Source organism: Pseudomonas sp. 7-41 (assembly GCF_021233075.1).
GTDB classification, from domain to species: domain Bacteria; phylum Pseudomonadota; class Gammaproteobacteria; order Pseudomonadales; family Pseudomonadaceae; genus Aquipseudomonas; species Aquipseudomonas veronii.
This window is the reverse complement of record NZ_CP089551.1, coordinates 5,669,358-5,683,913: the sequence shown is the minus strand read 5'-3', so window position 1 is coordinate 5,683,913 and position 14,556 is coordinate 5,669,358. Positions and strand designations below refer to the sequence as shown.

The 14,556-nt window shown below is 61.9% G+C and carries 17 protein-coding genes; 5 read left to right on the top strand and 12 right to left on the bottom strand.

Features of this window, described 5'->3' with window-relative positions; genetic code table 11:
- Positions 1 to 21: 21 nt before the first annotated feature.
- From flgK to flgB, 10 genes are all read right to left on the bottom strand, one after another.
- A complete protein-coding gene (flgK, locus tag LQ249_RS25835; RefSeq protein WP_232565979.1) occupies positions 22 to 1,632 on the bottom strand; it encodes a flagellar hook-associated protein FlgK in 1,611 nt (536 codons plus the stop codon).
- Between the two features lie 65 nt (positions 1,633 to 1,697).
- On the bottom strand, positions 1,698 to 2,630 hold the full coding sequence (flgJ, locus tag LQ249_RS25830) for a flagellar assembly peptidoglycan hydrolase FlgJ (protein ID WP_232565978.1): 933 nt from the start codon (positions 2,628 to 2,630) through the stop codon (positions 1,698 to 1,700).
- Positions 2,630 to 3,748, bottom strand: a complete 1,119-nt coding sequence (locus LQ249_RS25825; protein WP_108524538.1) for a flagellar basal body P-ring protein FlgI — start codon at positions 3,746 to 3,748, stop codon at positions 2,630 to 2,632. Before LQ249_RS25825 ends, flgJ begins: the two co-directional genes overlap by 1 nt.
- Before the next feature lie 11 nt (positions 3,749 to 3,759).
- Positions 3,760 to 4,413, bottom strand: coding sequence for a flagellar basal body L-ring protein FlgH (locus LQ249_RS25820; protein WP_232565977.1), 654 nt, complete (start codon positions 4,411 to 4,413; stop codon positions 3,760 to 3,762).
- Between the two features lie 23 nt (positions 4,414 to 4,436).
- Positions 4,437 to 5,219, bottom strand: coding sequence for a flagellar basal-body rod protein FlgG (gene flgG / locus LQ249_RS25815; protein ID WP_108524536.1), 783 nt, complete (start codon positions 5,217 to 5,219; stop codon positions 4,437 to 4,439).
- Positions 5,220 to 5,250: 31 nt separating this feature from the next.
- On the bottom strand, positions 5,251 to 5,991 hold the full coding sequence (locus tag LQ249_RS25810; RefSeq protein ID WP_046382151.1) for a flagellar basal body rod protein FlgF: 741 nt from the start codon (positions 5,989 to 5,991) through the stop codon (positions 5,251 to 5,253).
- Positions 5,992 to 5,995: 4 nt separating this feature from the next.
- The gene (gene flgE / locus LQ249_RS25805) at positions 5,996 to 7,144 is read right to left on the bottom strand and encodes a flagellar hook protein FlgE (RefSeq protein ID WP_046382152.1); all 1,149 of its coding nucleotides are present in this window, start codon (positions 7,142 to 7,144) and stop codon (positions 5,996 to 5,998) included.
- A 27-nt stretch (positions 7,145 to 7,171) separates the two neighbouring features.
- Positions 7,172 to 7,849, bottom strand: a complete 678-nt coding sequence (locus LQ249_RS25800) for a flagellar hook assembly protein FlgD (RefSeq protein WP_046382153.1) — start codon at positions 7,847 to 7,849, stop codon at positions 7,172 to 7,174.
- Positions 7,850 to 7,852: 3 nt separating this feature from the next.
- Entirely contained in the window at positions 7,853 to 8,260 is a 408-nt protein-coding gene (gene flgC, locus LQ249_RS25795) for a flagellar basal body rod protein FlgC (protein ID WP_108524530.1), read from the bottom strand.
- Between the two features lie 15 nt (positions 8,261 to 8,275).
- Entirely contained in the window at positions 8,276 to 8,689 is a 414-nt protein-coding gene (gene flgB / locus LQ249_RS25790) for a flagellar basal body rod protein FlgB (RefSeq protein ID WP_046382155.1), read from the bottom strand.
- A gap of 162 nt (positions 8,690 to 8,851) precedes the next feature.
- On the opposite strand from flgB, the gene flgA reads away from it, so the two are divergent.
- The 3 genes from flgA to LQ249_RS25775 all read left to right on the top strand — a co-directional run bounded on the left by flgA (position 8,852) and on the right by LQ249_RS25775 (position 10,337).
- Positions 8,852 to 9,511 carry a flagellar basal body P-ring formation chaperone FlgA gene (gene flgA / locus LQ249_RS25785; protein WP_227778721.1) on the top strand — a complete coding sequence of 220 codons (660 nt, stop codon included), beginning with the start codon at positions 8,852 to 8,854 and terminating at the stop codon, positions 9,509 to 9,511.
- Positions 9,512 to 9,599: 88 nt separating this feature from the next.
- On the top strand, positions 9,600 to 9,878 hold the full coding sequence (gene flgM / locus LQ249_RS25780) for a flagellar biosynthesis anti-sigma factor FlgM (protein ID WP_046382157.1): 279 nt from the start codon (positions 9,600 to 9,602) through the stop codon (positions 9,876 to 9,878).
- 27 nt (positions 9,879 to 9,905) lie between these two features.
- Positions 9,906 to 10,337, top strand: coding sequence for a flagella synthesis protein FlgN (locus LQ249_RS25775; RefSeq protein WP_046382158.1), 432 nt, complete (start codon positions 9,906 to 9,908; stop codon positions 10,335 to 10,337).
- Positions 10,338 to 10,523: 186 nt separating this feature from the next.
- Here the strand turns inward: LQ249_RS25775 and LQ249_RS25770 are convergent, their stop codons facing one another.
- A complete protein-coding gene (locus tag LQ249_RS25770; protein ID WP_332840625.1) occupies positions 10,524 to 11,033 on the bottom strand; it encodes a sugar ABC transporter in 510 nt (169 codons plus the stop codon).
- A gap of 126 nt (positions 11,034 to 11,159) precedes the next feature.
- Here LQ249_RS25770 and LQ249_RS25765 point away from each other — a divergent pair, with 126 nt between their 5' ends.
- Positions 11,160 to 12,047 carry a LysR substrate-binding domain-containing protein gene (locus tag LQ249_RS25765; RefSeq protein ID WP_057005268.1) on the top strand — a complete coding sequence of 296 codons (888 nt, stop codon included), beginning with the start codon at positions 11,160 to 11,162 and terminating at the stop codon, positions 12,045 to 12,047.
- Positions 12,048 to 12,495: 448 nt separating this feature from the next.
- Here the strand turns inward: LQ249_RS25765 and LQ249_RS25760 are convergent, their stop codons facing one another.
- Positions 12,496 to 13,149 (bottom strand): NBR1-Ig-like domain-containing protein, encoded by a 654-nt coding sequence (locus tag LQ249_RS25760; RefSeq protein ID WP_232565975.1) that lies wholly within the window; start codon positions 13,147 to 13,149, stop codon positions 12,496 to 12,498.
- 545 nt (positions 13,150 to 13,694) lie between these two features.
- Between LQ249_RS25760 and LQ249_RS25755 the strand changes: the two genes are divergently transcribed.
- Positions 13,695 to 14,345, top strand: a complete 651-nt coding sequence (locus tag LQ249_RS25755; RefSeq protein ID WP_057005266.1) for a LysE/ArgO family amino acid transporter — start codon at positions 13,695 to 13,697, stop codon at positions 14,343 to 14,345.
- Positions 14,346 to 14,556 lie beyond the last annotated feature (211 nt).

Below are 14,556 nucleotides of genomic sequence, written 5' to 3'. Positions count from 1 at the left end.
GTCGCTCCGCTCAGAAAGTTATCAGTTGATATCGAGGAGGGTGTCGAGCAGGGACGTGCCCACTTCGACCACCTTCGCGCAGGCCTGGTAATACTGCTGGTAGACGATCAGGTCGGCCGCCTCTTCATCCAGGTTCACCCCCGATTCCGACTGTTGCAGCGTGGTCAGTTGCTCGGTGAGGCCCGACTGGGTTTCCAGTTGCCCGGCGACCTTGCTGGCGGTGCTGCCCACGTCGCTGACCAGCGCCGAGTAGGTCTGGCTGAGGGTCTTGCTGCCGCCGACGATGCTGTCGGTCTGCAGGTTGAGCATCGCCAGGGCATTGCTGTTGTCGCTGCTGCCGGTGGAGGTGCCTGCCGCGATCAGGCTGCCGTCGCTGGTCAAGGTGCTGAAACTGCTGGCGGCGTTGCGTGTGGGCAGTACCAGGAAACTGTCGCCGTCATCGGCGGTGCCGCTGATGGCCACGCTCATGCCGGCGAAGGTCAGGGTGTCGTTATTGGCGTCGTAGGTCGAGGTGACGCTGGCGCCGCTGTCGTTGCGGGTCACCATGTAGCCGTCGGTGGCGGAATACTTGACGGTGTAGTCGGTAGCGCTCAGGGCGCTGACATCGTCGGTAAAGGTCGCGCTCAGCGTCGCGTCGCCGGTGTTCTGGGTGTTGCCGTAGATGCTCGGGTCATCCACCGAGAAGAACGCGCTGCCGCTGTCGCCATTCAGGTCGATGCCTGCTGCCTGCAAGGTGTTGAAGGCTTGGGTCAGGCTCACTGCCAGGATGCCCAGCTGGTTTTGCGCGTCGCTCAGGCTGGTGTCGCGAAAGTCCATCAGGCCGCCCAGGGAGCCGCCTTCGAAGGTGGAGTCGTCGAGCACGGTGGTGTGGCCGGCGGCGTCGACGTAGGTGACCACGGTTTGCGTCGGGTCGCTGGCCGAGACGGCGGTCTGCAGATCGAAGCTGTCATTGCCCGACACCAGCGCCAGGCCGTTGCTCAGTGCCACGGTGTAGCTGCCGTTGCTTTGGGTGGTGACATCCACGTCCACCAGTTCACTGAGCTGGCTGACCAGCAGGTCGCGCTGGTCGAGCAGGGCGTTGGACGTCGAACCCAGGGCGTCGGACAGGCTGATCTTTTTGTTGAGGCCGGCGATCTGTTCGGTGAGGTCGTTGACCTGGGTGACCTGGTCGCTGATCTGGCTGTTCACGTCGCTGGCCATGTCGTCCAGGTAGCTGCCCAACTGGGTGAACTGCGAGGTCAGGGTTTGCGCGGCGCCGACCACTTCTTCGCGCGCGGCGGTGTCGCTGGCGTCGGAGGTCAGGGTCTGGATCGACGAGAAGAAGCTTTGCATCAGGGTGTCGAGGCTGGCATCGCCATCGGCCAGCAGGCTATCGATCTGGTCGACTTCGGTCTGGTAGGTCGACAGCGCGCTTTCGGCGCTGATGGAGCTGTTGAGCTGGCTGGTGACGAATTGGTTGTACTGGCGGTCGACGCTGGCGATCTGCACGCCGCTGCCCGAGGTGGATTCGGAGAAGTTCGCCACCTGCAAGGTGTAGCCCGCCGTGTAGGCGTTGGTGGTGTTGCTGCTGCTGGTGCTGAGGGCGATCTGCGCGGCGGTCAGGCCGCTGACGCCAATGGAAATAATGCTCATCGAGAAGCTCCTGGGCTACATGGTTGGCACTATCGGCCCGGCAAAAGGGCAACTTGACCCCTGTTCTATAAATCGTTTTGCAGTTGCGCCACGGCCGGCACGTTGCGCAGCGGACCGATGGTGGCCATCACCGAAATCAGCTTCTGTGCATAGCGCGGGTCGGTGGCGTAACCGCCCTGTTGCAACGCGATGGCGGCCTGGGGCGCATCGACGGCATTGCGCACGGCGGCATAACCGGGGCGGTTGCGCATCAGGCGTGCATAGTCGTTGAAGGCAGCGTCGTCGCAGGTATAGACACGAAACGCTTCCAGCTGTTTTTGCGCTTGGGCGTCGGTGTATTCGGTGGTCATCACCTGGGTCGTCGCGCCTTGCCACTGGCCGCCGGCCTTGATGCCGAACAGGTTGTGGCTGTCGGCGCCCTGGGCGGTGGTGATGGTGCGCCGGCCCCAGTCGGTTTCCAGGGCGGCCTGGGCCAGGATCAACTCGGCGGGTACGCCACTGGCGCGGGCGGCCTTTTGCGCCGGTTCGCTCAAGCGCGCGATAAACGCCTGTACATGCTCGGGCTGGTCCTTGTCGGCGCCGCTGACTTCACGGCGTTTCCAGGCATCGAACGCCGGGCTGGCAAACGGCGAGGGGCGCGAGGGCGGCAGGTCGAGGAAGGCTGTGGTGGCGCTGTCCAGTTCAGGCGCCTGCCGGGTGGTGTAGCCGCTCAGTTGTCGGGTCAGTTGCTCGGCCAGGCCGATACCTTTGCCCGCTAGGCTCTGGGCCCACTGCTGGTCGAGCATCTCGGTGTACATCTCGGTCTGCGAGTTGTTCGACATCTCCGACTTGGGCACCGCCGCCCGCATGCTCTTGAGCATCATCTGCAGGAACAGCGCCTCGAACTGCTTGCTGGCTTGCTTGAGCCCCGATTGCGGGTCCAGGTGCGCGCTGTTGCGCAGCCGGTCCAGGCCTTGCACATCCAGGGCAAAGCCATCGGTACTGCCGCCTTTGTTCATCAGATGATCTCCAACTCGGCCCGCAAGGAACCGGCCGCCTTGAGCGCCTGCAAGATCACCATCAGGTCCTGTGGCGTGGCGCCGAGCGCATTCAGGCCCTTGATCACGTCCATCAGGTTCGCCGTGCCTTCGAGCAAATGCAGCGAACCGCCTTGGGACTCGATGGAAATATTGCTCTGGGAGCTGGTCGTCGTCTGGCCGCCACTGAAGGCGCCGGGCTGGCTGACCGTGTTGGTGGTGTCGATGATCACCGACAAATTGCCGTGTGCCACGGCGGCGCGGTACAGCTTCACCGAGCTGTTGAGCACAATGGAGCCGGTGCGCGAATCGAGGATCACCTTGGGGCGCGCCTGGATCGGCAACACTTCGATGCTCTCGATGCGCGCCATGAAGTTGGTGCGCTCATTGGGCGACACCGGGCCCTGAATCTCGATCATCCCGCCGTCCACCGCCGAGGCCACGGTTCGACGCATTTCCAGGTTGATCGCATACACCACGCGTTGTGCCGTGGCCGAGTCCGGTTCGTGCAGGGACAAACCAAGCAGGCCGTGGTCGTTGTTCAAATTCAGCGCCACCGTGCGCTCGATAATCGCGCCTCGGCTGATGCGCCCGCCGGCCAACTGGTTGACCGTCACGCTGCTGCCGTTGGCCGACGCGCCGGCGCCGCCCACCAGCAGGTTGCCCTGTGCCATGGCGTACACCTCGCCGTCGGCGCCCTTCATCGGGGTCATCAGCAAGGTGCCGCCGCGCAGGCTTTTGGCGTTGCCGATGGACGACACCACCACATCGATCTGCTGCCCCGGGCGCGAGAGGGCCGGCAGGTTGGCGGTGACGATCACCGCCGCGATATTGCGCATCTGCATGTTCGCGCCGGCCGGCAGGGTCACGCCCAATTGCGACAGCATGTTGGTCAGGCCCTGTTCGGTGAACGGGCTCTGGGTGGTCTGGTCGCCGCTGCCATCCAGGCCGACCACCAGGCCGTAGCCCACCAGGTTGTTGGGGCGGATGCCGGCGAAGTCGGCGATGTCGCGAATCTGCTCGGCGTGAACCGTTGCCCCCAGCCACAACGGGCAGCTCAGCAGCAGGGTGCGCAACGTTCGGGCGGCTCTAGTGAACATGGCGTGGGTACTCAGAAAGGGGAAACGTTGAGGAGGATGCGATGGAGCCAGCCCATCCGCTGCGCTTCGTTGATGTAGCCATCGCCCACGTATTCGATGCGCGCCTGGGACACCTGGGTCGATGACACGGTGTTCTCGCCGGTGATGCTGCGCGGGTTGACCAGCCCGGAAAAGCGGATGAACTCGGTGCCCTGGTTGATCGCGATCTGTTTGTCGCCGCGCACACGCAAGTGCCCGTTGGGCATCACCTGCATCACCGTCACGGAAATCGTGCCGGTGAACGAGTTGTTCGCCTGGGAACCGCCGGCGCCCAGGAAGTCATGAGTCGTCGAAGCATCCAGCCCAAAGGAGCCGACCTGGCTGGCGCGGCTGGAGGTGGTCGCCAGGCTCAATCCCATGGAGCCGGCGCGGCTGGCATTGGAGGAGGAGTTCTTGCTGGCGCTGACCTGTTCTTCCAGCTGGATGGTCAGGGTGTCGCCGACCATGCGCGGGCGGCGGTCTTCGAACAGCGGTTGCGAGCGGCTGCTCTGGTAGATCGAGCCGTTGGCCAGGCGCGCGGGGTAGCCCTGCGCCTGGACTTCTTCGTCGGGCACCACCGGTTTGTGGGGCAGTTGATCGCAGCCGGCGAGGGCCAGCACGCCGGCCAGAAGATACTTGTGAGCCATAAAGGGAGTCTCGAACCGGGCGCTCAGAGCTGGGTCAGACGCTGGAGCATCTCGTCCGAGCTTTCGACGGCCTTACTGTTGATTTCATAGGCGCGCTGGGTCTGGATCATGCCGACCATTTCTTCCACCACGTTGACGTTGGAGGTTTCCACGTAGCCCTGGGACAGCGTGCCGCCGCCGTTCAGGCCCGGCGTGGTTTCGGTGGGCGAGCCCGAGGCATCGGTTTCCAGGTACAGGTTCTGGCCGATGCTTTCCAGGCCGGCCGGGTTGATGAACAACGCCAGGTTCAATTGGCCGACCTGGGTCGAGGTAGACGCGGCGGGCGTGGTCACCGAGACGATGCCGTCGCTGCTGATCGTGATGGCTGTGGCGTTGGCCGGGATGGTCACGCCGGCCGACAGCTTGTAGCCGTTGGAGGTAACCATCTCGCCATTGGCATCGAGCTGGAAGCTGCCGTCACGGGTGTAGCCGGTGCTGCCGTCGGGCATGTCCACCTGGAAAAAGCCCTGGCCGTTGATGGCCAGGTCCTTGGAGTTGCTGGTCTGCTCCAGGTTGCCCTGGGTGTGCAGGCGCTCGGTGGCGACTTCGCGCACGCCGGTGCCCACTTGCAAGCCGGAGGGCAGGCGCGTGTCCGTGCTGCTCTGGGCGCCGGGCTGGCGCACGTTCTGGTACACCAGGTCTTCGAACACTGCCCGCGAGCGCTTGAAGCCGTTGGTGCTGACGTTCGCCAGGTTGTTGGCGATCACGTCCATTTGCCCCTGCTGGGCTTCCAGTCCGGTTTTCGCCGTCCACAGTGATCGGATCATCGTTCGGTTCCTTGTCTATTCAACCGGGAGGTCAGCCCTGCAGGGAAAGCAGGCTGTTGGCGCGTTTGGCGTTTTCGTCGGCGGTGCTGATGGCTTTCATCTGCATGTCGTAGCGCCGCGAGTTGTCGATCATCGCGACCATGGCGTTGGTCGGGCTGACGTTGCTGCCTTCCAACGCACCGGGCGCCACGCGCAGGCTGTCGTCGGCCGGCAGCGGCTGCGCGTTCGCGCTGCGGAACAAGCCGTCGGTGCCGGCCTGCAAGGTGCCGGGCGGCGCCGACACCAGCTTCAACTTGCCCACCGGGCTCAAACCGCGGGGTTCCATGCCCAGCTCGCGCACGCTGATGGTGCCGTCGCTGCCCAGGGTGACCTCGCTGCCCAGCGGCACGCTGATCGGCCCGCCGTCACCGATCACCGGGCGCCCACCCACGGTCATGGCGCCGGTGCCGTCGACCTGCAGGTCACCGCGCCGGGTGTAGGCTTCCTGGCCGTTGCCGGCCTGCACGGCGAGCATCACGTTTGCGCCAAGGGCCACGTCCAGCGCGCGGTCGGTATGCACGATCGGCCCTTCGCTCCAGTCCACGCCCACGCCGTTGGCGGCCACCGACACGCGGGTCGGCAAGCCTTCGCCCGCCACCGGCGAAGACTGCATCTCCACCAGTTGCGCGCGAAACCCCGGGGTGACGATATTGGCCAGGTTGTTGGCCACGACGGCCTGCTGTTCGAGCGCCTGATTGGCCCCGCTCATGGCCGTGAAGAGCATGCGATCCATAGGGTCAGGAACCGATATTCACGGCTTGCTGCAACACTTCGCTTTGCGCCGTCACCGACTTGGCGTTCGCCTGGAAGTTGCGCTGGGCAATGATCAGGTTGACCAGTTCGGCGGTCAGGTCGACGTTGGAGTCTTCGGTGGTGCCGCTCAGGATCGAGCCCAGCGAGCCGCTGCTGGCCACGCCGAGCAGCGCCTGGCCGGAGGAGGTGGTGGCCAGCCAGGTGTTGTCGCCGTTGGCTTTGAGGCCGTTTTCATTGCTGAAGGTGGCCAGCTGGATCTGGTCGATGTTTTTGGTCTGGTCGTTGGAGTAGGTGGCGACCACCGTGCCGGTCTCGTCGATGGTGAAGCTCACCAGGCTGCCGGAGGTGTAGCCGTTCTGGGTGATGTCGGACACCGAGGAGTCGTTGCCGAACTGGGTCGTGCCGGTCAGGTCCAGGGTCAGCGACAGGCTGGCCGCGCCGTTGGCCGGGTCGTAGGTGTAGGTGCCGGTTTCGCCGCTGGTGATCAGGCCGCTGGAACTGAAGCTGACGGTCTGGGAGTCGGTCAGCAGGTTGCCGTCGATGGCGGTGTGTACGTCCCAGGTGTTGTCGGCGGTCTTGCTGAAATACAGGGTGCTGGTGTGGCTGATGCCCAGGGAGTCGTAGAGTGTCGCGCTGGTGGAATAGGAGTAGGTCGACGAGTCGGTCTGGTCGAAGGTGGTGGTGATGATGTCCTCGCTGGCGTCCAGGTTCAGCTCTGCGTCCAGCTCGGTGCTGGCGCTGGCTTGCATGCCGGTGGTGGGGATCTGGATCACGCCGTTGACCCCGAGCAGTTGATCGCCGGCGGCGTTTTCCAGGTAACCATCGGCGGTCAGGGTCAGTTGGCCGTTGCGCGAGTACACGGTTTGCGTGCCGTCGGAGAAGGTGAAGAAACCGTCACCGTTGATCGCCAGGTCCAGGGCGTTATCGGTGGTGGTCAGGCTGCCGGATTCGAAGTTCTGCACCACGCCCGAGACCTGGGTACCCAGGCCGACGTCGGCGCCGGAGTACACATCGGCGAACTGCGTGGTCGAGCTTTTGAAGCCCACGGTCTGGGAGTTGGAAATGTTGTTGCTGACCACGTTGAGGTCGGTGGACGCTGCCGACAGACCACTGAGCGCTTGGGAAAAAGCCATGGTGTTTCTCCTTCGTTAGGTAGAGGGTCAGAGGACAAGACTGATGTCGCTGAGGGCGACGTTGTCGTTGACGCCCCCCAGGTCCAGCGCGACTTCGTTGCTGCTGTCGGTGGTGACGCCGGTGACCAGCGCGTATTTCAGGGCGGTGCTGGCCACGGCGACGTCGTCGGTGGTAGCGCTGATAGAGAAGGTGTAGGCGCCGTCGGCGGCCGTGGTGCCGTCGTCTTGCAGGCCGTCCCACGACAACGCCTGGGTGCCGGCGCTCATGCTGCCCTCGTCCAGGGTCCGCACGACGGTGCCGCTGCTGTCTTTGATGGTGACGCTGACGCTGTCGGCATCGCTGTCCAGAGTGACGCCAAACGTGGTCGCCACGCCGCTGTCGACCTGGATCACATTGCCGTCGATCAACACGCCGTTGCCCACCAAGGCCGAGGCTTGCAGGGTTTCGGAGGCGCTGATCTGGCTGGAGATGCCTTCCAGGGTGCTGGTGACGTCTTCGATGCTGCTGATGGTGCTGATCTGCGCCAGCTGGGTGACCATCTCACTGTTGTCCATCGGGTCGGTGGGGTCCTGGTTCTGCAGCTCGGTGGTCAGCAGCGTGAGGAACTGGTCCTGCAAATCGTCCGCCGCCGAAGTGGTGCTTTCGGCAGTGGTGCTGGTGCTGTTCATCGTCGACAGCACCGAGCTGGCAATCGTACTGGTCATGGTTTACGCCTCACCTAGGGTCAAAGTTTTCAGCATCATTTCCTTGCTGGTGGACATGACCTCGACGTTGGCCTGGTAAGAGCGCGACGCGGAGATCATGTTGACCATTTCGCCCACCGGCTCGACGTTGGGCATGGTCACGAAGCCCGATTCGTCGGCCAATGGGTCGCCGGGGCGGTATTCCTGGCGCATCGGCGAGCCGTCTTCGACCACCTGGCTGACGCGCACGCCACCGATGCTGCTGCCGGCCTGGTATTGCGACTCGAACACCACCTGCCGCGCCCGGTAGGCTTCGTTGTCCGGGCCGCTGGTGGTGTCGGCGTTGGCCAGGTTGCTGGCGGTTACGTTCATGCGCTGGGACTGGGCGCTCAGCGCGGAGCCGGCGATATCGAAAATACTGAACATCGACATGGTGGTTTCCCTGGGTTATTCGGACTGCATGGCGGTCTTGAGCGACTGCAGGCGGCTGCTCAGAAAGGTCAGGCTGGCCTGGTACCGCACGGCGTTATCGGTGAACTGCGCGCGTTCGCGGTCCATGTCCACGGTGTTGCCGTCCAGGCTCGGTTGGTCCGGCACGCGGTAGAGCAGGTCGCGGCTGGCGAAGCGGCTGGAGTCGGCGTGCAGGTGGCGGTCGGACGTGGTGGCCAGGGTCATGCCGCGGCCCTGGGTGTGGGACTTTTGCAGGGAGCTGGCCAGTTCGGCGCTGAAGTCGAAATCCCGCGCGCGGAAGTTGGGTGTGTCGGCGTTGGCGATGTTATTGGCCAATACCTGCTGGCGCTCAGCCCGCAAACTCATTGCGTCCTGCTGAAAGCGCAGCTCGTTGTCGAGCTTGTCGATCATGGTTGCGGACCTGTGCATCAAATAAATGAACGGCTCGCAGGTTAGTCCCAAGGCTGCCCCGGCAAAGGCCGAAACAGGCCGCTATTTGACGACCAATTCAGGCCTTGCCTCGCTGGCGGGGCGACTAGAATTCTGCGCTGGGTAGCGCGGAGGGCGGGATCGATGACAAGACGGATGTGGGGCTTGATGGGCCTGTTGTGCTGCACCCTGGCCCAGGCGGACGGCCTGCAGGAGCAGGTGCGCGAGGTGATTGCGCCACGCTTGCCCGCGCGCGCCCAATTGGTTGCCGTGGACATCGGCCAGCCAGCGGCGCGCATCGCGGCCTGCGCCCACCCGCGGCCGTACCTGGTGCGCCCGGAGCAAAGCGTGATCGGTCGTGTGGCCGTGGGCGTGCGTTGCCTGGACGAGGTCGCGGGTTACCTGCAAGTCAGCGTGCGCGTGGTCGGCGACTACGTGGTCAGCCGTCAGCGGATTGCCGCGGGTGAGGTGATCAAGGCGCCGATGCTGGAACTCAAGCGCGGCCCGCTGGAGCGCCTGCCCAAAGGCAGCGTGTTCGAGCCTTCGCAGATCATCGGCCGCCAGGCCAGCCGCAACCTAAGCCGGGGCATGGTGATCACCGTGAATCACGTGCGCGAGCGTTGGCTGGTCGAGCGGAACGCCCGCGTGGTCCTGCAGGCCCGGGGCGCTGGCTTCACCATCCGCCGCGAAGGCAAGGCACTGGACAACGGCAGCCTGGGCGGCAACGTGCGCGTCATGGGCAACGACGGCAAAATGCTCAACGCCCAGGTGGTGGGCCAGAACGAATTGCAACTGCGCTACTGATTTTTTCAGCAAAACCCGATTACCGGTCAAAGTTTGCCGTCGCGATTGCCGATAGTTGACCCAACCACAGCCAATTGAAGCCTCTAACGTGAAAATCATAAGTGCAAACCTGACCAACACCCTGGCGCCCGCTGACAGCAAAGCAGGCGGTAATCAACGCGTGGAACTGCAACCTCTCGAAGCCACTCTCGACGACGGCGTGCAAGTCTCCAGCAGCACCGCCAGCTCGCAGGTCGCAACGTCGGCGGACGTGGACATGGAGAAAGTCGCGGCGCTGCGCCAGGCCATCGACAGTGGCACCTATCAGGTCAGCGCGGATTCGATCTTCGACGGCCTGGCCTCCAGCGTGCGCGAAACCCTTCCATGAGCGTTGGTCGATGAGCAGCAGGTACCTATGAGTCTGGCGAAACACTTGGAGTTGCAGCAGCAGGCGATCGTCGAACTGATCGACTGGCTGGAACTGGAACGGCGTGCATTGGCCCAGGCCAAGGTCGACGGTGAAAAGCTGCAGGAACTGACGGCGTGCAAGCAGGCGGCGTTGCAGAAGCTGGAGCAGTTGGAAGCGATTCGGTCTGGGGCGCAGTTGAAGCTCGGCTATGGGGCAGGGCGGCAGGGGGCGCTGAAGGCGGCGCAGGATGCCGATTGCGTCGCGGCCTGGCGGGAAGTGCAGGCACTGGCGCGGCGGGCGCGGCAGCTTAATATCGCCAATGGCGAGGCGTTGGGGCTGCGGATGGCGAGTAATCAGCGGGTTGTCGGGTTTTTGAATTCGGTTATTGGTAACAAGTTGTATGGGCCGGATGGGCGCAGGCTGCGCGGCGTTGATTGAGTAGTGATGTTGTCTGTGTGATCGAAACAAACTTAGGCAGCAAACCGACGAGAAGGTTAAACGCGAACAAGAGGCCGCTAAGTCGGGCCCCTATGAAGGTGATTGGTCATCCGGTAAGACCCTTCGGGGTAAAACCTAGATCACTGTGCCGGCCGGCAAGCCTCCAGTGATTTATGTCCGCGTGGCTCATGACACTAACTGCATGGTCATTGCGCTATATACCTTCAGCCCCTGCAGATCGCTGGCCCTTGCCTGAGTGCAGCCCAGTTTGGCCAGCCAACGGTGTGCAGGGTTCTTGTCCAACGCAACCGCGTGCAGCGCTACAGGTGTAAGGCCTAATCCAATCAGTACTTGAGGGCCTTGTTCACTGACCAACAGGAATTCGTCCGCGCCCACGCCAACTGCCCGGTCCAGCCCGGCATAGAGGTTGCGCTTCCAATCAGTGATGTGCGACTGCCAACGGGCAAAATTGCCTCCCCCTTTTTGGCGGTACTCGTCGCTCTGCAATACGGCAAGCGTGTCGACTGAATGCAGGGCCAGGTAGGCCGGGCAATCGCCGCTCAAGGCTTTGAACCGCTGCGAGGAGCTGAATCCGCTCACCGAGATCAGCGCTGGCAGTTTTTCCAGGCTGTAAAACGCATTCCACTCAGCTTCGCTGGCGGAGTCAGCGTAGTTGCATTCGACTGTATAAATCATCATGTCACTTCGTTGGTTGATGTTTAATCATGCTAGTGACACGGTAATGATCCATAAAACGACTTTTCGGCACTCTTCAGTGATTAAACATCAAGGTGGAGGCCTTGACTTGAACCAGGAATGCCCATGCGTCGAAAGCTCCCGAGTAACGCTGCCCTGATGGCCTTTGAAGCCGCAGCCCGGCATGGCAGTTTCGCCCGTGCCGCAGACGAGTTGGCCCTGACTGAAGGCGCCATCAGCCGGCAGATAGGCCGTCTGGAGGCGTTTCTGGGGGTCACGTTATTCGAGCGTGTTGGCAACCGTGTGCGGCTCTTGCCCAACGGTGAGCGCTACGCGGCCCAAGTGCGCGAACTACTCGACCGGCTCGACAGGGACAGCCAGTATTTGATGGGCCAGCCCAGCGACGGCGCCAGCCTGGATATCGCCGTCAGCCCAACCTTTGCCCTGCGCTGGCTAATTCCGCGGTTGGCCGGCTTTGGCCAGCAACACCCGAATATCTGCGTGCACCTCTCGGAACGTATGGAACCGTTCGTGCTAGCCGGCAGCGGTTTTGATGCCGCCATCCATTTTGAGCACCCGGCGTGGACGGGCATGCAGACGCACCGCCTGTTGAACGAAGTGTTAATTCCGGTTTGTCACCCTGGCCTGCTGAAGCCGGGCAAGCAGGCAACGGCTCTGGATTCATTGCCGCGATTACACCGACGACAGAACCCGGATGCCTGGCAGCGTTACGCCCAGCAAACCGGGATTGTCCTGAGCAACGCCGCGATGGGCGCGCGTTACGATTTGCATGCGATGCTGATCGAAGCCGCGCTGGCGGGGCTCGGCGTGGCACTCGTACCGCGCCTGTACGTGGAAGCCGAACTGGCGCAAGGCCGGCTGGTCGCGCCATGGCCACAAGAGAAGAATGTCGCCAAGGCCTTTTGCCTCGTGCTACCCGAACCGCTTGAACTGAGCCGCGCGCCCATCCAGGTATTTGCGCGTTGGCTGTTGGAGGAAGCGCAGGTGACGTAGGGGACGCGGTGGGGCCTGTACCGGATTGGTTCAGACGCTGAGCGACTCAGAACTTCACATTGAAACCGGCATGCATCAGCGCAGTCGATGGCCACGCAGGGCACCAGGTCGAAATTCACGGTATCGCGGAACGCTTCATTGATCCGCACACCATTGAGATAAACCGCCAGCCCCTTTGGAGTTCCTTATTCCTGGCGGGATAAATGCGTCAACGTCTGTTTGCAAAACCACGACCTATTAGTAGGGAGTTAAGACTTTTGGATGAGTTGAAGGGGCGTGCAATGTGTTTTTTTGATTTTGTGTAATAAGGAAGAGGGGGTTAGTTGGTTTAATACAGTAGTCGAGGTTTTATTTTTATGGAGGTGTAAATGCCGTTGCGGTCTACATTGATAGACGCCCGTCATCAGGCACAGAGTTTTGGACAGATTTGTGGGGCTCCCGTCGGACCTTAACGTGCCATGACGTTGACGATTACATGCAGGATGAAGGCGGGTCCATAACAAGGCTGGCCCTGTTCATCTTCGATACGCCAGATCGACGTGAGTGTGCAGGTCTCCCTTGGGGCGCCGAACTCCACGCTGATACGTACCGGCTGGCCGGGCAGGGTGTCGGCGATGGGGATTTCGTTGTTCAGGCTGCGCAGGTGGGTGTCCATCACCACTTCCAAGGGAACGCCGGACGCGCTGCGGCGAGCGATTACGTATTCGCCGTCGACCCGTACCAATTTCCGACCGCGCCACGGGCGGGCGCCAAGGTTCTGGATCTCCCAGGTTTTCTGAAACGTCTCACCGGGCAGCACCACGGTCTGGTCTGGGGTGGTGACATCCGCGTTGAAGACAGCTATGTCGCTGGGGTCACGCAGGCCGGTGGCGCGATTAGTGGTTGCCATTGAACAGGCATCGCCCGGTGCGCCAGCCAGGTCGGCGAAGTAGCGGAATAACAGCAGCGGCGAAACCTGCAACGCCTTGGCCAGTTTGATCAGGGTGCGTACTGAGGGATCTTGTGAGGCTCCGCCGGTCAATCCGTAGAGGTAGGTTCGGGAAATGCCGGCTTCTTTGGCCAGGGCTGTCAGGGGCTTTCCCAGTTCTCGGCTGCGTCGCATAACCAAGGCTCGAAGCGTATCGCGTGTTCTGATGTTCATATTCGAGTGTTGATCTCCGGTCCTTGGTGATAGTCGTCACGTTGTTCGCCAAAAAGGACAACCTGCTCGCCGCTACGTATATCGAGCGATGCACACTTGCGACCTGCTAGCGACGTGGTGAAGGACATGGATAGGTCCCTTTTGGGTTGGCTACATCCAGTGTCGTGGTTTCTCGCATGCTTGCGAACCTTGTGTGTGTTGCATTCCTTTACAATCATCTTTGGATATAGCGATGACTCAAATAAAAACGTGCTGTGAATCCATTGTTCGATCAGGCTTCGGCATCCTGCAAATGTCTGATGCCATGCTGCAGGACTACAAAAAAATTGTTGATGGATATTCAGCAATCTCTCAGGCCACTAAAGATTCATTTTCCTTTGTTCAAACGCTGCTAAATTTTTCCCGCTCGCAACCATCAATTTAAATAGTGCCATAAACGTCCGCACACCAAGTTCGGTAATCAACCGATTCAACTTCTCTAATATTCTAGCGGGTTCGAACATCCCATGCTTCTAAACTTCAACGCTCTTTACCTCGAAGGCTTGCTTTTGGGCATGGGGCTGTTCGCCGCGCCTGGTCCGAAAGACACCTTGGTCATCCGCCAAGGTGTGGGCCGGGGTCCGATCTGGGCCGTGGTTGCTATCTGCGTACTCGCCGATGTCCTACTGATCGCTGTTGGCGTCGCAGGGTTGGGTTCATTGCTGGGAAGTCGGCCGGGTGTGGTGGCGCTGTTGCTGCTGTCCGGTGCGGCGTATTTGCTTTGGTTTGGCGGTCAACGCTTGCTGGCCTGCCTACGTAACCAGTCCATGCCCAACACGCAAGGCGGTCACTCGCAACGAGGCTTGCTGCGCACCGCACTGGTGCTCGGGTTTGCCAATCCTTACGCCTGGCTTGATACCGTCGTGCTGATCGGCTCGATCGGCGCAGCCAAACCCACCGGCCAACAAGCACTGTTCGCGAGTGGCGCGATGACGGCATCGTTGGTGTGGTTTGTGATACTGGCGCTGGGATGTCAGCGTTTGACGCGGCTGTTCCAGGCGCCAGTGGTGTGGCGCTGGTTGGATGCGGGTGTGGCGGTGTTGATGGTGTACCTGGCCGGGATGTTGATCACTGATTCAGTGGGTGTCTTTCAGCAGGTAATCGGGGTCAGACTCTGAAGAGTCCAAAGGGCTGCGAACGCCTCAATGTCGTCTTTCACCAAGTCGGCTTGGACGTATCGCGCTGGAGAAAGAGTAATCTGCCGGTTGCGATAGGCCGAAGTCGGCCAGAAGCGGACGCTTAGTGCAGAAAATAAATCTGTCCCCCCCTTTTATTGCAAGCAGACACTGGAACAGTCCATGACAGCAGGACGGCTCATTAGGCTGCATC